Annotated in this window: 17 protein-coding genes and 1 tRNA gene; 11 read left to right on the forward strand and 7 right to left on the reverse strand. The window is 39.9% G+C overall.

Features of this window, described 5'->3' with window-relative positions; genetic code table 11:
* Positions 1 to 228: 228 nt before the first annotated feature.
* The 6 genes from Q7J63_RS15290 to lhgO form a co-directional block, all read right to left on the reverse strand.
* Positions 229 to 1,107 carry an alpha/beta fold hydrolase gene (locus Q7J63_RS15290; protein ID WP_304887384.1) on the reverse strand — a complete coding sequence of 293 codons (879 nt, stop codon included), beginning with the start codon at positions 1,105 to 1,107 and terminating at the stop codon, positions 229 to 231.
* Positions 1,108 to 1,433: 326 nt separating this feature from the next.
* Positions 1,434 to 2,513: a hypothetical protein gene (locus Q7J63_RS15295; protein ID WP_304887386.1), complete on the reverse strand. Its 1,080-nt coding sequence runs from the start codon at positions 2,511 to 2,513 to the stop codon at positions 1,434 to 1,436.
* A gap of 52 nt (positions 2,514 to 2,565) precedes the next feature.
* Entirely contained in the window at positions 2,566 to 3,096 is a 531-nt protein-coding gene (locus Q7J63_RS15300; protein WP_304887388.1) for a DinB family protein, read from the reverse strand.
* 92 nt (positions 3,097 to 3,188) lie between these two features.
* A complete protein-coding gene (locus Q7J63_RS15305; protein WP_304887390.1) occupies positions 3,189 to 3,797 on the reverse strand; it encodes a Crp/Fnr family transcriptional regulator in 609 nt (202 codons plus the stop codon).
* Positions 3,798 to 3,829: 32 nt separating this feature from the next.
* The gene (locus tag Q7J63_RS15310; protein ID WP_304887392.1) at positions 3,830 to 4,342 is read right to left on the reverse strand and encodes a sigma factor; all 513 of its coding nucleotides are present in this window, start codon (positions 4,340 to 4,342) and stop codon (positions 3,830 to 3,832) included.
* A gap of 508 nt (positions 4,343 to 4,850) precedes the next feature.
* The gene (gene lhgO / locus Q7J63_RS15315; protein WP_304887394.1) at positions 4,851 to 6,050 is read right to left on the reverse strand and encodes an L-2-hydroxyglutarate oxidase; all 1,200 of its coding nucleotides are present in this window, start codon (positions 6,048 to 6,050) and stop codon (positions 4,851 to 4,853) included.
* Between the two features lie 90 nt (positions 6,051 to 6,140).
* On the opposite strand from lhgO, the gene Q7J63_RS15320 reads away from it, so the two are divergent.
* From Q7J63_RS15320 to rplT, 5 genes are all read left to right on the forward strand, one after another.
* Entirely contained in the window at positions 6,141 to 7,340 is a 1,200-nt protein-coding gene (locus Q7J63_RS15320) for a 6-bladed beta-propeller (protein ID WP_304887396.1), read from the forward strand.
* A gap of 111 nt (positions 7,341 to 7,451) precedes the next feature.
* Complete coding sequence (thrS, locus tag Q7J63_RS15325; protein WP_019600239.1) at positions 7,452 to 9,401, forward strand: threonine--tRNA ligase; 1,950 nt, start codon at positions 7,452 to 7,454, stop codon at positions 9,399 to 9,401.
* A gap of 82 nt (positions 9,402 to 9,483) precedes the next feature.
* The gene (gene infC, locus Q7J63_RS15330; protein WP_019600240.1) at positions 9,484 to 10,035 is read left to right on the forward strand and encodes a translation initiation factor IF-3; all 552 of its coding nucleotides are present in this window, start codon (positions 9,484 to 9,486) and stop codon (positions 10,033 to 10,035) included.
* Positions 10,036 to 10,055: 20 nt separating this feature from the next.
* A complete protein-coding gene (gene rpmI, locus Q7J63_RS15335; protein ID WP_019600241.1) occupies positions 10,056 to 10,250 on the forward strand; it encodes a 50S ribosomal protein L35 in 195 nt (64 codons plus the stop codon).
* Positions 10,251 to 10,352: 102 nt separating this feature from the next.
* Positions 10,353 to 10,697, forward strand: coding sequence for a 50S ribosomal protein L20 (gene rplT / locus Q7J63_RS15340; RefSeq protein ID WP_019600242.1), 345 nt, complete (start codon positions 10,353 to 10,355; stop codon positions 10,695 to 10,697).
* 331 nt (positions 10,698 to 11,028) lie between these two features.
* On the opposite strand, the gene Q7J63_RS15345 is transcribed toward rplT, so the two are convergent.
* Positions 11,029 to 11,102: transfer RNA gene (locus tag Q7J63_RS15345), tRNA-Met, on the reverse strand.
* Between the two features lie 90 nt (positions 11,103 to 11,192).
* On the opposite strand from Q7J63_RS15345, the gene Q7J63_RS15350 reads away from it, so the two are divergent.
* The 6 genes from Q7J63_RS15350 (at position 11,193) to trxB (ending at position 18,123) form a co-directional block, all read left to right on the forward strand.
* Entirely contained in the window at positions 11,193 to 11,588 is a 396-nt protein-coding gene (locus tag Q7J63_RS15350; RefSeq protein ID WP_019600243.1) for an START-like domain-containing protein, read from the forward strand.
* A gap of 81 nt (positions 11,589 to 11,669) precedes the next feature.
* Positions 11,670 to 13,463, forward strand: a complete 1,794-nt coding sequence (locus Q7J63_RS15355) for an LptF/LptG family permease (RefSeq protein WP_304887401.1) — start codon at positions 11,670 to 11,672, stop codon at positions 13,461 to 13,463.
* A gap of 74 nt (positions 13,464 to 13,537) precedes the next feature.
* Complete coding sequence (gene rpsO, locus Q7J63_RS15360; protein WP_019600245.1) at positions 13,538 to 13,813, forward strand: 30S ribosomal protein S15; 276 nt, start codon at positions 13,538 to 13,540, stop codon at positions 13,811 to 13,813.
* Positions 13,814 to 13,923: 110 nt separating this feature from the next.
* Complete coding sequence (pnp, locus tag Q7J63_RS15365) at positions 13,924 to 16,065, forward strand: polyribonucleotide nucleotidyltransferase (RefSeq protein ID WP_019600246.1); 2,142 nt, start codon at positions 13,924 to 13,926, stop codon at positions 16,063 to 16,065.
* An 88-nt stretch (positions 16,066 to 16,153) separates the two neighbouring features.
* The gene (locus Q7J63_RS15370) at positions 16,154 to 17,017 is read left to right on the forward strand and encodes an RNA polymerase sigma factor RpoD/SigA (protein ID WP_019600247.1); all 864 of its coding nucleotides are present in this window, start codon (positions 16,154 to 16,156) and stop codon (positions 17,015 to 17,017) included.
* Positions 17,018 to 17,178: 161 nt separating this feature from the next.
* Positions 17,179 to 18,123, forward strand: a complete 945-nt coding sequence (gene trxB / locus Q7J63_RS15375; protein ID WP_019600248.1) for a thioredoxin-disulfide reductase — start codon at positions 17,179 to 17,181, stop codon at positions 18,121 to 18,123.
* The last annotated feature ends 8 nt before the right edge of the window (positions 18,124 to 18,131 follow it).

Raw genomic sequence — 18,131 nt, forward strand, 5'->3', positions numbered from 1 at the left:
AAGAGACCGAAAAAGTAATGTAAAGGGGTTGACTTAAAGAAAGTTATATGGAAATTTGCATATGATTTTCCAAATGGGATCCAAACTGCAAGAAAATCAGACTATATGTGAGACTAATTCCTGACACCAAAAGGGTGAAGTCAAAAACAATCAACAGCTAATTGAACATCAGTTAATTTTACTGTTGAATTGAGTTCGTGATGCATAAAACGGGTTAAATCATGTGTTTCATTCACCTTTTGTTTTGAGAAAAGGAACCAAACTGTACCATACCGCTGGGAAATTTTCTAAAAACACGCCATGCGATCCATTGGGAATGATACTAAGCTGACTGTTTGGGATCATTCGATAGGCATTGATGACAGTTTCCAAGGATGCATTCCGATCTTTTTCACCTGCAATAACCAAGACCGGACACTGAATTTTCTCCAACATATCTTTGCTTATCGAAGTAGAATTGTAAAAATCCGCAATTTGATTCCCCAATTCCATCAATCGGTTTGGTTCAGGCATCAAAGCCAATTGTTGCTCCATGTAGGCGGGATCATTTTGAAACAATTCAACAGCATTAAATTCCATTTTTCTTAATTTGGGGGTTTGCTCACCTGCTCCGATGACAATCAGTTTCTTCACCCGCTCAGGATATAGGCTCGCAAACATATATCCACCAAAACCGCCATCACTGAAACCAATGATGCTTACGCACTCATCGGTCACAGCATTTACAACAGCCATAATATCTCCTGCTTTTTGTTCCACGCTCAATGGTTGGGTTCCAAGCTCAGATTTTCCATGACCTCGGGTTGAAATAGCGATCACCTGGAAACTTTGGGAAAGGCTGTCGATGAACTGATGCATTTCGAAAGTAGAACCCAATAGTCCCCCATGCAGGATCAGGATTGGATCTCCTGTTCCATAAACCTCATAGTAAATCTGGGCATCCCCAACATTGACATACCTTCCTGCTGAGGGGTTGTTACCATATGATATGGCTCCTGATGAAGATGGATTCTGCTGCATAAAATGCCGCATTGGTTTTGCTATTGGCGTTTGGCCAAAACTGCTGAAGCTGATCAGGAGCCCAAGGGAAAACAGAAGATGTTTCATTCTAAATAATTAATTTCTTGAATTTCAATTCCAACCCTATTTCAAGCCGAAATATGCAAAAGGTTTCCAAATGGGGTCGAAACTGCATGAAAATCAGGCTCTTGGGAGAATAATTCCCGGCACCAATAGGGTGAAGTTAAAAACAGTCAACACCTAATGATTATCAGTGAATTATACTATTGCATTGGGTTCGTAATGCATAATAAGGGTTCATTCTAAAGCCAAAATCGTCCTTAGATACTGTTTTCCAATAGTGGAGATGAATAATTGGACCTGAATGAATACATGGGATTTGAACCTAACAATAATTTTCCGAGGGCAATTCATCATTTTTTATAAAACAATCCCGCTCCAAGTTCGCTGCCCAATGATCCCGGCTTTAAATGAAGGTAGTATTTACTTGTTGGATCCTTGACAATCTCCAGACTCCCTTCTCTCTGAATAATTACATTCTTGCCTGATTTCAGTTTGGTAGGATCTGAAGTTTCCCCCAAATTAGCGGGACCTCCTCCATTGTTGACCAAATGATTATATCCCACTACAAGGGAGTTTTCTAAGTTGAAGCTGTTTTTCTCATCTTTATTCAATATCCAGAACGCCTCTGCTTGGGTCACTACATTGTTATAATATTTGAAATCCTCCGCCAATGACCAAGACCAAACTGCTGCGCCATAAATATTGACGATCAGATTGTGGTGCATTTCGGAGCGTTCAGAAGGTCGATCGGAATGCCAAAAAACCACAGCATCCTTTACTCCATAAAAGACACAATGATCAACAACCACTCCTTGTCCACTCGCCAAAACAGGAAGGTGATTTGGTGCCGCATGAATATCTCCCAAAAACAAGCATTGCGTCACCCGAAGGTCATCCAAATCTCTCCCTTCCCGGATAATGGGATAGTTTCTGATCACCATGCCTTCTTCGGGCCGCTCATGGACCGGTGAACCCAACATCCTCAAACCCTGTATCGTTACATGGCTGGTCTCTATTTGTATCCCATTGGAGGCGCCTCCCAATTTGTCGTCTGGAATATTGTTAAAAGCCATGGTTGAAATAAAAACGGGCATTTTTCCATGATCCCAATTAGGATCATCCGGTAGGATCTCAGCCCGAATGGTCAACCGGGCATCCTTGGTGAATTTCCAGTTTTCCGGTTGAAACCGAACAGTGGTGTCAAGTGCATAAATTCCCTTAGAAAGGAAAATTGTCATTGCTCCATTCCCTTTGGCAACATTGATACGACGGCCAGCTTCATATAAAGACTGAAGTGGACTTCCTTTTTCACCGGAATTGTCGTCTCTCCCGGATTGAGGATTGATATAGAGGCTTCCTTTTTCAATTTGTCCCATTGATGGGAATTGGGAAAAGAAAATCAAACTAAGTATTGCAAGTAACTTTTTCATGTTAGGTCAATTTTGAGTATTACCCAATTTAGGGATTGTTTTATCGCGGTTTTTAGAATAATTTTTCATTTGGAGGAACAACTCCAGCCAATCTCAAATAGAGAGTGGTCTGACCCCTATGGTGGGTTTGGTGTTCAAATAGTTTGTCGAAAGCCGTTCTTTTTGGCATTTCAAAGCTCCCAAACAATGTGGTCTTTTCATTTAATTGGTCAACAGTCACTTTCTTTAGATTTGCGATAACAAAGTCATATCCTGCCAGAACCAATTTGGTGACATTTTCTTTTGAGATGTCCTCAGTTTTATCTGATTCCCCAAATGCCACCGGGCTTTCTATACTCAAGGCTCCGGCTGTAAACCCATAATTCGCATCTGTCAAATGCAGCATTACTTCTGCGAATGACCTGATTTCAGGTGTGGGTTTTAGAGAATAGCCTGATTCAGGCATGGCGTCCAAGTATTCTTTGGTATAGTTTTTGGCTCTTTCCCAATCTTGGATTGATTCATCCACTGACTTTTGGGCATAAGAAAACAGCACAGCCCCAATAAAAAGGGCAATGCTTAGGAGTGTTTTTTTGGTATTCATGGTGTTGGACTTTTAATTTATGCAAAGCTACATCAAGTAACCGCTGCAGTCCAATGACCTAGTTTAAGAAAAAATATTGATCTGTATTAAGATTAACGCTCACCCTTTGCCATACGGCTTCTAATCCTGCTCAAAAATTCGGGAGTAATCCCAAGATAAGAAGCGATCTGCACTTGGGGAATTCTGTTGAGAAGATGGGGATAGGTTTTTAGAAATAATTCATACCGCTCTTCGGCAGTAGAACTGAACAGTTGTCCGATCCGCTCTTGTTGTTGCATGAAATGGTTTTCCAAGAGCACCCTGAATATCTTGTCAAATTTTGGGGCTTTGTCATATAGGTCCAAAAGATCTTGGTGGGTGATCCGCAATACTACAGTATCCTCCAAGGCATCAATATTCAAAACCGCCGGAATTATTTTGTGAAAACTGGTCAAATCCAGGATCCAGGAATTCTCATTGGCAAATTGAAGGATATGATAAACTCCTTTATCATCCAGTTTATAAAGCCTGAGGCATCCCTGCACTACAAAATCAAAATATTCACAAACCCCACCATGTTGCAAAACGAATTGTTTTTTTAAAAACAAATGCGGATGGAATTTTGTCATGACCATGTCTTTTTCTTTCTGGTTCAATGGAATCAGATTTACAAAATAGTCGAGCAAGGGTTGACAGGAAGTTGTTTTTGAGTTTTTGTTCATTGCTGAAATTTATCACTATTCTCCAACTTTATTTATAATTTTCCACAGACACCGCAATTTGCTTCGCCGGTCAGATATCCATTCTTATCTATTTTAAACTTACAACAATTTAAAAAATTCATTTTTTGAAGAGCTTTACCTCTTCTTATTCTGGCTTTCAAATTTGACAGACCTATACCCAAAATATCTGCGGCCTCTTTTTTCTTTTTACCTATTAAATAGACAATCTCGATTGGACTTTTGTAAATTAACGGAAGATCATTCATAAATCTATCGAAACAGCAATAGTCCTGAAATAGGTTTTGGTTGGCTGGATGAAATTCCAATCCGGAATTTTGTTTCTGTTGTTGTATATTATTGTAATAATCGGAAATTTCATTTCTCACGATTTGATAAACCCAAGCTTTAGCATGTTTTGTATTTTTGAGGGAATGGCGATGCAGGTGCACTTTGAGAAATGAATTTTGAAGTATATCACTTGTGGCCTCTAAATCCCCAACACGTTTCAGGCCAAAAAATACAAGGATTGATGGTATTCCTTCCAAAATCTCTCAGTTTCCATAATTCTTCAGAAAATACGCGGGTTGGCATTGTTGCCAACCCGCGTGGTTAACAAGTTTTATGCATTACAAACTCAATTCAAGATTGTAATTCACGGGTAATCAATTAGGTGTTGATTGTTTTGACTTCACCCTATTGGATTCAGGAATTAGTCTCCCAATCATCTGATTTCTTGCAGTTTCGATTCCATTTGGAAACCCAATTCATATTTCTGGTTTAACAACACTCACATTTCGTACACGTGCATTTTTCACAAGGGCAGTCATTTTCTTTGCAATTTTTACATTCGCCTTGCTGGCATTCGCAGTTTGTGCAGATACATTTTTCCATACCAAAATAAGTTTTAATTCAATATGGAGACTTACAAATGGTGTAAAGGATACAATAAAATGGATTTAATTTTCAATTGAATTCCTAGTGCGCATTTAGTGATTTTTAAGGTTTATTTTCTCTTTTTTTATTATAAGGTGTTGGTCAATTCTTCCTTTTCTTTTAAAACCGCTTCAAAGCCAAGGCACTCACTGTGCCACCGATAGCCAAAGAACTCGTTGCGGCAGGGGAGGGGGCATTCAGCACATTGATGGCAAACTCGGATTCTTGGATGCTGAAATCATCCAAAAGTCCGCCGGTTCGGTCACAGGCCTGCGCACGGACTCCCGCACCTCCTTCTACCAGATCCGATTCTTGAATGTCCGGGATGAGTTCTTGTAGTGCTTTGGTGAAGGCTGCTTTTGAAAAGGACCTGTAAATTTCACCCATTCCCGTTTTCCAGTATTTTGCGGCCACTTTTTGGAATCCAGGCCAAGCCAAGGTTTCGGCAAGTTCCTTCAAATTGACATCGGAGCGTTTATATCCTTCTCTTTTGAAGGCCAAAACCGCATTGGGACCGGCCTCAACGCCCCCTTTCATCATACGGGTAAAATGTACCCCCAAAAATGGAAAATTTGGATCCGGAACAGGGTAAATCAGGTTTTTTACCAGGTATTCCCTTTCTTTTTTAAGCTTAAAATATTCACCTCTGAAAGGGATGATTTTGACATCTGATTCTTCCGTTTGGTTCATTTGTGCCACCTTGTCGGAATAAAGCCCCGCGCAATTAATAACCAGTTTTCCGGCAAATTCTTTTTTTGAAGTCTCCACATAAGAAATGGCATTCAAATTTTTGATTTTCAACACGCGGTGCGATAGAAACACTTCTCCTCCAAGGGATTTGAATTTCTCACTGTACCCAATCGCTACCTTTTTATAATCCACGATTCCAGTTTGGGGAACATGAATGGCCGCTACACCGCTGCAATAGGGCTCAAGTTGCTTGAGCTCATCCAGGGAAATCGAGCGGATGCCTGTCAGTCCATTTTGCAATCCCCTTTCCAAAAGCCCATTTAACAAGGGTACTTGTTCTTGGTTGGTGGCCACAACAACTTTCCCCGTCAATTCAAACGGAATGTTCTCTTCTTGGCAAAACCGGATCAGTTCATGGTATCCATCAATACAATTGGTCGCTTTGAGAGAACCGGGTTTGTAATACAATCCTGAATGGATCACGCCACTATTGTTTCCGGTCTGATGCATCGCTACATCGGATTCCTTTTCCAAAAGAGCAATCTTCAATTCGGGTTTTTGCTGTTTGATTTTTAAACCGGTGGCCAGTCCAACTATTCCTCCGCCAATGATGATGATGTCGTATAACATGAAATTTAAGCTTTGGACAAATATACTGTTGTTTGATAAAAATGTATCGAATGGATGATTGGAATTTAGTTTAAAATCTTAGTTTTGAATATGGGGAATAAAATCATTGGAATCTTCTTTTTGTTTCTTGTTGGCTGTACCAGTCAACAAGAAACAGGTACAGTAACCAAAAAAGACGGAATCATTGCTATCAAGGTTGATTTGGAGTCCGTGAAAGATGGGAAGTTGACAGATTATTTTGAGCCTGAGATTGAATATGTTTTGCTTGAGGACAATGATATTTCCGAAGCTCAGATTGGTGAAATAGCTAAATTGGTCGCTTATAAGGATAGATTATTTGTATTTGATTGGTGGATTGGGAAAAGCATTCAAATATTTGACCGACAAGGGAATTTTATAAATAGGATAAGAAGTTTTGGAGAAGGACCTGAAAAGTATATAGAGCTTGCTGATATCCATGTTGTTCAGGATACTATTTATGTTTTGGCCCAACCGCTTAAAATCATGAAATTCGACTTAAATGGTCGATTTATCAATGAGTTTAAAATTGACTTCCTGGGCAGAACTTTCCACTATGATACCGGTTCAAATTTATTTTTTATTTATCCGGGATCGAGAGCTGATCATTTGGTGAAAGCAGTGGATCATTCTGGCAAAACGATTCATCATTATTTTACGCCATATTCTGATAACTATGTTGGTAATATGGGTGATCCCTACAATTTTTATGGGGAATCAGACGGTTTTTACTTTACGAAGACATATTTGGATACTCTTTACAGGTATGAAAGTGGTCAATTTGAGCCAAAAATTATATTTGATTATAGAGAGTTGAAAATGAATCACAGGGAAATGATTGAAAAGGAAACCCAAATGGATAGAAAAGATTTCTCTGAATATTTCAAAAATAACAAAGGAATGTCATTCTCTCCTTTTGGATTTTCAAATTCCAAATTTTTGATGACAAGAGTTTATCATAATGACAAAGCCTATGTGTCAATTTTTGATAAGCAGAATCAATCTTTTGAAATAATCAATTTCAAGCTCGTCAATGATATTGATGAATCCTTTGATTTTTATCATCCGTCTCATAATCTAGCCAATGGAGAAGTTGCCATTTCCATGCGGGGACCTGCTTTGTACAATCAAGCGGTGGCAAAAAAGCAAACCATGTCAGATGAGGAGTGGAAAGCTTACCAAAAAGGAAAGGGAAAGGATTTCATCGAGGCAGCTTTTTATGGAAAGGAAACAGAGAATTATGTCTTGATGATTCTCAAAACAAAAAAATAACAACATCTTCTTAGGGTCAGCCTTTCTAAACCGCCTATGAATTTGCATATTTGCGTTCAGTAAGCCATCTGTTTGTATAGAATGGCATGTTTCATAAAATTAAAATCATAAATGTCTAATCAAAAAATCAAAATAACCCTTCCGGATGGTTCGGAAAGGGAAATGGACAAAGGAGTTTCAGGACTACAAATTGCTCTTGGTATCAGCGAGGGTTTGGCCAGAAACGTATTGGCGGCAAAGGTAAACGGCGAAATATGGGACTCAAACCGTCCGATTGAGCAAGATGCCACCGTTCAATTGCTCACCTGGAATGATAAGGAAGGGAAATCCACTTTTTGGCATTCATCAGCCCACTTGATGGCTGAAGCCTTGGAAGCCCTTTATCCGGGTGTTAAACTTGGTATTGGCCCTTCTATCGAAAACGGGTTTTATTACGATGTTGACTTCGGCGACAGGACTTTTGAAGGCGCCGAATTGGAAACCATTGAGGCCAAAATGATAGAGTTGGCCCGAAACAAAAGCGAATACATACGAAAAGACATCTCCAAAAGCGAAGCCATCGCTTATTTCGAAAACAAGGGAGACGAATATAAATTGGACTTGTTGGAAGGACTTGCCGACGGCACCATTACTTTTTACGAGCAAGGCAACTTTGTAGACCTTTGCCGTGGACCCCACATTCCAAACACGGGGTTCATCAAAGCGGTAAAGTTATTGAACATCGCCGGTGCCTATTGGAGAGGAGATGAGAAGAACAAGATGCTCACCCGTATTTATGGCATAACCTTTCCCAAGGCGAAAGAACTTCAGGAATATTTATTTATGCTGGAGGAAGCCAAAAAGAGGGATCACAGAAAGCTCGGACGGGAATTGGAATTGTTTACCTTTTCCGAAAAAGTAGGCATGGGACTTCCATTGTGGTTGCCAAAAGGCACCTTGCTTCGGGAGCGTTTGATCAATTTCATGAAAAAGGCCCAGGACAAATCCGGGTATCAGCAAGTGACCACTCCACATATTGGGCACAAGGCTTTGTATGAAACCTCTGGCCATTATGAAAAATACGGCAAGGATTCATTCCAGCCGATCGCTACTCCAAATGAAGGAGAGGAGTTTTTATTGAAACCAATGAACTGTCCTCACCACTGTGAGATCTACAAATACAAACCAAGATCCTACAAAGATCTACCGATTCGCTATGCTGAATTTGGTACTGTTTATCGATACGAGCAGAGTGGTGAATTACACGGTTTGACCCGTGTACGTGGATTTACGCAGGATGATGCGCATATCTTTTGTATGCCGAATCAGGTTAAGGAAGAATTTATCAAAGTCATCGACCTAGTATTGCATGTCTTTAAGGTGTTGGGATTTAATGATTACACAGCCCAGATATCCTTGAGAGATCCCAATAACAGAGAAAAATACATTGGAGGAGATGAGGCATGGAACAAAGCAGAATCCGCAATTATAGAAGCGGCTGCTGAGAAAGGTCTTGAAACCGTCACAGTCCTGGGAGAAGCAGCTTTTTATGGTCCAAAATTGGATTTCATGGTGAAGGATGCCTTGGGCAGAAGATGGCAGTTGGGTACCATTCAGGTGGATTACCAGTTGCCGGATAGGTTCGAATTGGAATATATCGGAGCAGACAATCAGAAACACAGACCAGTGATGATCCACCGCGCGCCATTTGGCTCTTTGGAGAGATTTGTGGCCGTATTGATAGAACATTGTGCAGGGAATTTCCCACTTTGGTTGTCCCCTGATCAAATCACCATTTTGCCGATTTCAGAGAAATTTACCGAATATGCCGAAAAAATCAGGATGTTATTGGATGAAAATGACATCACCGGATTTATCGACAACAGAGATGAAAAGATCGGGAGAAAAATCCGGGATGCAGAAGTTAAAAAGATCCCATTCATGTTGATCGTAGGAGAAAAAGAGCAGGAGGAGGAAAAAGTATCGGTAAGGAAACACATTGACGGTGATTTGGGAAGTTATACTCCTGAGGAATTTGTAAAATATTTCAAGGGCCTAATTGCGGATTCACTGAAAAATTAAAAGTAAAAAGGCAGGAGGTTTTTTAAATCTCATAATTATTTCGATATTTGCGTCCTATTTCATTAAATAACCATAAAATATTTTGAGAGGAAGAACACCGTTCAAACCAAGACAAGAAGAGCCTTATAAAGTAAATAACAGAATCAGAGCCAAAGAAGTAAGGGTTGTAGGTGATTTTGTAGAAGGCGGAAACGCCGTTTTACCTTTAGATGAAGCAATTAAAATTGCCCAGGCAAATGAACTTGATCTCGTAGAAATTTCACCAAATGCCGAGCCTCCTGTGTGTAAGGTGATTGATTATGCGAAATTTAAATATGAGCAAAAAAAGAAGCAAAAGGAAATCAAAGCCAATGCTTCCAAGACTGTTTTAAAGGAAATTCGTTTTGGTCCGAATACCGATGATCACGATTTCAATTTTAAACTGAAACATGCCATCAATTTCTTGAAAGAGGGAGCAAAGGTAAAAGCCTATGTTCATTTTGTGGGAAGGAGTATCGTGTTTAAGGAAAGAGGGGAAATGCTATTGCTAAAGTTTGCGCAAGCCCTCGAAGAATACGGCATCGTAGAACAAATGCCAAAAATGGAAGGTAAAAGGATGCATATCTTTATTGCCGCCAAACCAGGAAAAAAATAATTTCAACAAATAATACAGTTATGCCTAAAGTAAAAACAAAATCAAGTGCAAAAAAGCGATTCAAATTGACTGGATCCGGTAAAATCAGAAGGAAGCATGCTTACAAAAGCCACATCCTGACAAAAAAGACAACCAAACAAAAGAGAAATCTTACCCAAATGGGAATGGTTCACGAGTCAGATGAAGGAAGAGTAAAAGCAATGTTGAGAATCTGATCAAACGATTCGTCCATTAAAAATCATCAGTAAGGTTAAATTATTCACCAGATTCATTGGTATAAAGTCCGAAAGGCACCAAGAGTCAAAAATCAGTAAATTATGCCAAGGTCAGTAAACTCCGTCGCGTCTAGAGCTAGAAGGAAAAAAGTATTAAAAGCCACCAAAGGTTACTTCGGAAGAGGTAAAAACGTTTGGACGGTAGCAAAGAACAAATATGAGAAAGGCTTACAGTATGCTTACAGGGACAGAAAAGCGAAGAAAAGAGAATTCAGAGCTTTATGGATCCAACGTATCAACGCCGGTGCCAGAGAACATGGTATTTCATATTCACAATTGATGGGAATGTTGAAAAAAGCAGAAATCGAATTGAACAGAAAAGTTCTAGCCGATCTTGCTATGAATCATCCCGAGGCATTCAAAGCTGTTGTTGAAAAAGTAAAGTAAGAAGGCACTTAACTTACTTGTTAAAAGCCCCTGATAAAGGGGCTTTTTTTTTGTGCATTTTTTTTAAGCCAATAGGTTCTCTTTCTTATTTTTCACTATATTACAAAAGATCAAATCAGACCCGAAAGCATATCTCCAATTGCAACTTGGATAATTTCAAAAAATACCTGTGGAATGGGAAGGCGCTCTTTTGCTGGTCAAAGATTTGAATCTAACGTTAACAAATAAATGAAAGTGGTTTTGTCCAATTCAACCGATGGTTCTCTGAACCATTGTCCATCAAAAAAATAAAGGCATAAAAAAAGCCTCTCACATGGAGAAGCTTTTAATGTAGCGAGGACGGGAGTTGAACCCGTGACCTCAGGGTTATGAATCCTGCGCTCTAACCAACTGAGCTACCTCGCCAAATCGGAATGCAAATATGCAGGGTTAAGGACTAAAATGCAAGTCTTACGCGTTAAAAAAAGCATTATTTACAAATCAATTAAAATTAAAATGGTTAAGAATAAATTTGTTTCTGATTATCAGATAAATACTTCAAGGAAAATAATTTTCCCGTACCTGAGTACAGCGAGTGGTTTATCGGAATGGTTTGCAGATGACGTGAAGATCAATGAGGATAAAAATTATATTTTCAATTACGATGGAGAGGATCACTATGCCAGAATCGTGGCGCTGAGAACCAATATCCATATCAAGTTTGATTTCTATGATCCAAAAAACCCTGATGAGACCGATCATTCTTTCATAGAATTCCGACTTGATGAAAATGAACTTACCCAAACCTTGTTTTTGAAGGTCGTTGATTATAGCGATACTTATGATGATGACGAGCAAGAATCGATTTGGGAAAGCCTTATCGGTTCATTAAAAGAGATAATTGGAGGTTAGTTTTATGAAGTGTTCCTGTTTTTGGAATATTATCATGACCTTTGACGTTCTTAACAAAAAGAAAAAGAGCCTCGGGGTTTCATGAAAAAACTTGATAAATTAATACTAGGGTCCTTTTTAGGTCCCTTTTTATTGACTTTTATTGTAGTGGATTTTATTCTGCTCACCGTGAATATGCTGAAATACTTTGACGAAATCTTCGGCAAAGGTTTGGCCTTCTCGGTGTACATGGAGCTTATTGGCTACTTTGTCATCAGTATATCTCCCATGGCTTTGCCCTTGGCGGTATTGCTTTCCTCCTTGATGACTTTTGGGAATCTTGGGGAGCATTTTGAGCTCACGGCGATCAAGAGCAGTGGCATTTCCCTGCTGAGGGCATTGAGACCCATTGGGATTTTTGTGTTTTTCCTGGCCATCGGCGCTTATTTATCCAACAATTATCTGGTGCCAAAAGTGAACCTCAAGACCTTTGGACTCCTGTACGACATCCGGATGAAATCTCCGGCATTGGACATCAAGGAAGGAGTATTTTATAATGGTATCCCAAATTATAGCATCAAAGTCAATAGGAAATTGGACGAAGTCAGGTTGCAGGATGTCATTATCTATGACCATTCAGAGGGACAGGGCAATATCGGCATCATACTGGCAGATTCCGGTCGTATGGAACCGTTTTTCAATGACAGTTATATGAGTCTTACCCTTTACCATGGGTATAACTATAAAGAATCTAGGGGACAACGGGGGATAATGGAAAAACCCGTGGATTTCAGTCGAACCAAATTTTCCGAAAACCAGATAATTTTCAATTTGGAGTCTTTTCAGTTGAACCGGACCCCGGAGGACCTCTGGTCTACCAATCGGTCCATCAAGAATATAGCGGGATTGCGAATGGGCCTAGATTCCCTGGCAAGTGAAATCAATCAAATCACCTATCTCAACTACCTCAATACGGAATCTTCCTATCCCTATTTCGCAAGGGAAAGGAAACTAACTCCCCCAAAAGATATTTCTGAAAGGAAAAGAACAGACGATTCCATCCGAGCCCTAAAAACGCTTGAGCAGGAGAGACGAGACCGTGAGTTGACAAGGAGAAAAGATAGTATCACAGTGAATGGATCGGGGGCTCTTGACTCCTTGGCTTTTTCCGTGATGTCCGAAACCCAGGATCAGGCTTTGGCATCCCTTGATTCTGACCTTTCACAGCGTTCCGATGGTGGATTCGATCCAAATGCGCTGATTGAAAAAAGGAAAAAATTGATGGATGATGTTCAGGATCCTGCCGCGTCCGACTCGGGAAATGATTCCAGCTTGGCCAAACCTACTTTTCCCGTACAGGTTCAAAAGGAAATTCCCCAAAGAGTGTTTTCCCCCGAAAAGAAGGCGTGGATGGATTCGATGATAGTTGCGGGTAATTACAAAACCCGTGCAGCCACAGTGGCACTGAACAATGCCAGAACGCTCAAAAATAATTTCAACAACAAACTTTCACAAATAGATAATCTGGAAAGGGAATACAGAAGATACCAAATCGCATGGTATCAAAAGTATACTTCCGCATTTGCCTGTATCGTCATGTTCATGATTGGGGCACCTTTGGGAGCGATCATCAAGAAAGGGGGACTGGGTATGCCTGTTCTTATTTCCATTATTTTCTTTATTGTTTATTACATGCTTACCATCACAGGGGAAAAGTGGGTGAAGGAGGGGTTGACGGATCCATTTTTCGGTACCGCCTTTTCAAATTTGATGCTTTTGCCTTTCGGGCTTTTCTTCCTGAGACAGGCACGAAAAGACGCTCGGTTGTTTGAGCCAGAAACCTACACGGAAGGGGTGAAAAAACTCATCAATTGGTTTAAGTCAAAGTTTTCCTAAAACGAAAACTGGTTTTTATATTCAAAATAATAGGCTTATATTTGTGTTTGTTTTACAAAATTAATTAACTAAGCATGTATTTAACATCAGAGAAAAAAACGGAGTTGTTTAAAAATCATGGCAGGTTAAAAGCTGATACGGACACAGGTTCTCCTGAATCCCAAATCGCACTATTCACTTATAGGATTCAGCATTTAACAAACCATTTGAAAACCAACAAAAAAGACCACTCTTCAAGATTGGGTCTTTTGAAACTTGTAGGTAAGAGAAGAAGTCTTTTGAATTATCTTATCAAGAATGATATTGAAAGATATAGAGCTGTGCTTGCTGACCTAGGAATACGTAAATAATTGACATTGTGAGGTTCTCTTTCGGGAGGACCTTACTTTTTTGCTTTCACCAAAGATTAAACCTTACTTTTAAATCTATTATAGTCTAGAGTAATTCTTAAAAAAACTTTATGTTACCAAATGTTATTTCAAAATCTATAATCCTTAAGGATGGTAGAGAGATTATTATTGAGACAGGTGCATTGGCCAAACAGGCTGATGGTGCAGTAGTGGTAAGAATGGGCAATACGATGCTCTTGGCCACTGCAATGTCAAAAAAAGAAGCTGGTGAAGGCGTTGATTTCCTCCCGATGTCAGTGGATTACCAAGAGAAATTTGCTGCTTCAGGCAAAATCCCCGGCGGATTTCTGAAAAGAGAGGGCAGATTGTCCGACTACGAGATTTTGATAAGCCGAATGGTCGATAGGGCCATCAGACCAATTTTCCCGGATGATTACCACGCTGACACCCAAATAGCGATCACCTTGATGTCTTCTGACTCCGAAGTTTTGCCTGATTGTTTGGCTGGATTGGCTGCATCAGCTGCATTGGCAGTTTCTGATATCCCATTCAATGGACCTATTTCAGAAGTAAGAGTTGCCAAAATTGATGGTGAATTCATGATCAATCCGACTCCTAAACAATTGGAAAAAGCAACATGTGAATTCATCGTTGCCGGATCACTTGATTTTATCTTGATGGTAGAGGGTGAGTCCAATGAAATTTCTGAGGACGAAATGGTAGATGCGATCGCATTTGGCCATGAAGAAATCAAGAGACATTGTCAAGTTCAATTGGAATTGACAAAGGCAGTAGGAAAAGAAATCAAAAGAGAATACAACCACGAGAAATCAGATCCTCAATTGTTTGAAAAAATGAGGGCTGAATTATACGAAAAGTGTTACGAAGTTGTCGCAAGGCAGATTCCAAACAAAAACGAAAGAAGCGCATTGATCAAAGCCATCAAGGAAGGATTTGTCCAGAGTTTGGGCGAAGACCATGGATTTGAAGCAAGCTTGATCAGCCCATATTTCGCCAAAATCCACAAGGAAGCGGCCAGAAATCTTACGCTGAATGAAAAGAAAAGACTAGATGGTAGAAGAACGGACGAAATCAGACCAATCTGGTCTGCTGTTGACTATCTTCCATCCGCGCATGGATCTGCCGTATTTACAAGAGGTGAAACCCAGTCCGTCACTACCTGTACTTTGGGTACAAAAATGGACGAACAAATGGTGGATGGAGCTGTTTTTTCAGGATATAATAAATTCTATCTTCATTACAATTTCCCTGGATTCTCTACTGGAGAAGTAAAAATCAACAGGGGAGTAGGAAGAAGAGAGGTGGGTCATGGTAATCTTGCGATGCGTGCTTTGAAAAAAGTATTGCCTCCATTGGATGAAAATCCATACACGATAAGGATTGTTTCGGATATTTTGGAATCAAACGGTTCTTCTTCCATGGCAACTGTCTGTGCTGGATCCTTGGCATTGATGGATGCGGGAGTAAAAATCACCGCACCAGTTACTGGAATTGCGATGGGAATGATTTCCGATTCCAAAACAGGGAAATATTCAATCCTATCCGATATTTTGGGTGATGAAGATCATCTGGGAGATATGGATTTCAAAATCACAGGAACAGAAAAAGGAATCACTGCCTGTCAAATGGATTTGAAAGTTGAAGGTTTGGATTATAATGTATTGAAAGAGGCATTGTACCAAGCGAGAGAGGGAAGACTTCATATTCTTAGAGAAATTGAAAAAACCCTTGCTTCCCCAAGACCGGAATTGAAACCGCATACGCCAAGATCGTTTATGTTGACCATTCCTAAGGAATTGATTGGCGCGGTAATTGGACCAGGCGGTAAAGTCATCCAGGAAATCCAAAAAGACACCGGAGCGACCATCATCATTGAAGAAAAAGACAATGCTGGCCGTATCAGTATCTTCTCTAATAACCAAACATCCATGGATGCAGCGGTTGGAAGGATCAAGAGCATTGTCTCTCAACCTGAAATTGGAGAAACTTATACCGGCAAAGTGAAAAACATCATGCCTTTTGGTGCATTTGTTGAATTTATGCCAGGTAAAGATGGTTTATTGCATATATCCGAAATCAAATGGGAGAGATTGGAAAATATGGAAGGTGTTTTGGAACCAGGAGAAGAGATCATGGTTAAACTTATCGATGTAGATAAGAAAACTGGGAAATTTAAACTTTCTAGAAAAGTCTTGTTGCCCAAACCAGAAAAAACCGAAAGGAACGATTAAGGATTTGATGAATATTTTCATTAGTGAACTTAATTGAAAACCAATTCTGTTATACCAATAGTCTTAACCGCAAAATAAAATTTCTTGAATGAGGCAGCTAAAGATTAGCAAACAGATTACCAACAGGGAGAGCCAATCCCTGGATAAATATTTACAGGAGATAGGCAAAGTGGATCTTCTTACGGCAGATGAAGAGGTAGTTCTTGCAAAAAGAATAAGGGAAGGGGATCAACTCGCTCTTGAAAAGCTTACCAAAGCCAATTTAAGATTCGTAGTGTCTGTTGCCAAACAATACCAAAACCAAGGACTTTCTTTGGGTGATTTGATTAACGAGGGTAATCTTGGTTTGATCAAAGCCGCGCAAAGATTTGACGAAACCCGTGGTTTCAAATTCATCTCCTATGCAGTTTGGTGGATTAGACAATCTATTCTTCAGGCCTTAGCTGAGCAGTCAAGAATAGTACGTCTTCCTTTGAACAGGGTAGGCTCTTTGAATAAAATCAGCAAAACTTTTAGTGAGCTTGAGCAAAAATTCGAGAGAGAACCCTCTCCTGAAGAACTTGCCGAGGTCTTGGAAGTTACCGCTGCTGAGGTTGTGGATACCATGAAAATCTCGGGTAGACACGTTTCTATGGATGCCCCATTCGTTCAAGGTGAAGAAAACAGTCTTTTGGATGTTTTGGAGAATGATGGCGAAGAAAAACCGGATGATGGATTGATGAATGATTCCCTTAGGAAGGAAGTTCAAAGAGCCTTATCTACTTTGACCCAAAGAGAGGCGGATGTAATCACCCTTTATTTTGGTTTGAATGGAGAGCATTCCATGACACTCGAAGAAATCGGTGAAAAATTCAATCTTACAAGGGAACGAGTAAGGCAGATCAAAGAAAAGGCTATCAGGAGGTTAAGACATACTTCAAGAAGTAAAACTTTAAAGCCATATTTAGGATAAACGTCCTTCATAAGGGTTATGAAAAAAGGGGGATATTCCCCCTTTTTTTGTTATAAATCAGAACTAAAATATAACTTTAAATTTTAGGGAATTTTAACAACCATAAACTTTGTTGTAAACTTTAATTTCTTAAAATTTGCCCACCCAAAAATTCAATTGAAATGTCCCCTGAAATAGAAAAAGTAAAGGTTTTAATTATCGGATCTGGTCCGGCTGGTTATACAGCCGCAATTTATGCTGCAAGGGCAGGACTTAATCCAGTTTTATACACTGGCCCACAGCCCGGAGGTCAATTGACCATCACCAACGATGTGGAAAATTATCCCGGCTATCCAAATGGTGTGATGGGTCCCCAAATGATGGAAGATTTTAGGTCGCAGGCCGAAAGATTCGATACAAGGGTTAGATATGGTATGGTTACCAAAGTTGATTTTTCAGAAAGGCCTTTTCAGGTTATTGTTGATGAACAAATAGAGATCCAGGCCGAAACCGTTATCATTTCTACCGGAGCATCCGCAAAATGGTTGGGACTGGAAAGTGAAACAAGGCTCAATGGAAAAGGGGTTTCAGCTTGTGCTGTATGTGATGGGTTTTTCTTCAAAGGTCAGGAAGTAGCCATTGTTGGTGCAGGAGATACCGCATGCGAAGAAGCCACCTATCTTGCCAATATTTGCAGCAAGGTATATATGCTGATCAGGCGCAGTGAAATGAGGGCTTCTCAAATCATGCAAAAAAGAGTGTTGAAAAATCCGAAAATCGTTGTTCTTTGGAATACCGAAACTGAGGAGATTTTGGGTGAAGAGGAAGTTGAGGGAGTGCGCATTGTCAATACGGTTACGAATGAGAAACAGGATCTAAAAGTATCAGGTTTTTTTGTGGCCATTGGACATGAGCCCAACACTGCGGTTTTCAAGGATTTCATCACGATGGATGAATCTGGATATATCAAAACAATCCCTGGAAGCACCAAAACAAATATTGAGGGTGTTTTTGCTTGTGGTGATGCCCAAGATCACATTTACCGTCAAGCTGTAACCGCAGCAGGAACCGGCTGTATGGCTGCTCTTGATTCTGAAAGATATCTTGCAGAAATCGAAATGGCTTAATATTTTCA

The sequence above is a fragment of the Rhodonellum sp. genome (assembly GCF_030656585.1).
GTDB lineage: Bacteria > Bacteroidota > Bacteroidia > Cytophagales > Cyclobacteriaceae > Rhodonellum > Rhodonellum psychrophilum.

Coding starts and splice junctions, on each gene's coding strand:
- Q7J63_RS15290 (WP_304887384.1), bottom strand. CDS start 1,107: ATGAAACATCTTCTGTTTTCCCTTGGGCTCCTGATCAGCTTCAGCAGT.
- Q7J63_RS15295 (WP_304887386.1), bottom strand. CDS start 2,513: ATGAAAAAGTTACTTGCAATACTTAGTTTGATTTTCTTTTCCCAATTC.
- Q7J63_RS15300 (WP_304887388.1), bottom strand. CDS start 3,096: ATGAATACCAAAAAAACACTCCTAAGCATTGCCCTTTTTATTGGGGCT.
- Q7J63_RS15305 (WP_304887390.1), bottom strand. CDS start 3,797: ATGAACAAAAACTCAAAAACAACTTCCTGTCAACCCTTGCTCGACTAT.
- lhgO (WP_304887394.1), bottom strand. CDS start 6,050: ATGTTATACGACATCATCATCATTGGCGGAGGAATAGTTGGACTGGCC.
- Q7J63_RS15320 (WP_304887396.1), top strand. CDS start 6,141: ATGGGGAATAAAATCATTGGAATCTTCTTTTTGTTTCTTGTTGGCTGT.
- thrS (WP_019600239.1), top strand. CDS start 7,452: ATGTCTAATCAAAAAATCAAAATAACCCTTCCGGATGGTTCGGAAAGG.
- rpmI (WP_019600241.1), top strand. CDS start 10,056: ATGCCTAAAGTAAAAACAAAATCAAGTGCAAAAAAGCGATTCAAATTG.
- rplT (WP_019600242.1), top strand. CDS start 10,353: ATGCCAAGGTCAGTAAACTCCGTCGCGTCTAGAGCTAGAAGGAAAAAA.
- Q7J63_RS15350 (WP_019600243.1), top strand. CDS start 11,193: ATGGTTAAGAATAAATTTGTTTCTGATTATCAGATAAATACTTCAAGG.
- Q7J63_RS15355 (WP_304887401.1), top strand. CDS start 11,670: ATGAAAAAACTTGATAAATTAATACTAGGGTCCTTTTTAGGTCCCTTT.
- rpsO (WP_019600245.1), top strand. CDS start 13,538: ATGTATTTAACATCAGAGAAAAAAACGGAGTTGTTTAAAAATCATGGC.
- pnp (WP_019600246.1), top strand. CDS start 13,924: ATGTTACCAAATGTTATTTCAAAATCTATAATCCTTAAGGATGGTAGA.
- Q7J63_RS15370 (WP_019600247.1), top strand. CDS start 16,154: ATGAGGCAGCTAAAGATTAGCAAACAGATTACCAACAGGGAGAGCCAA.
- trxB (WP_019600248.1), top strand. CDS start 17,179: ATGTCCCCTGAAATAGAAAAAGTAAAGGTTTTAATTATCGGATCTGGT.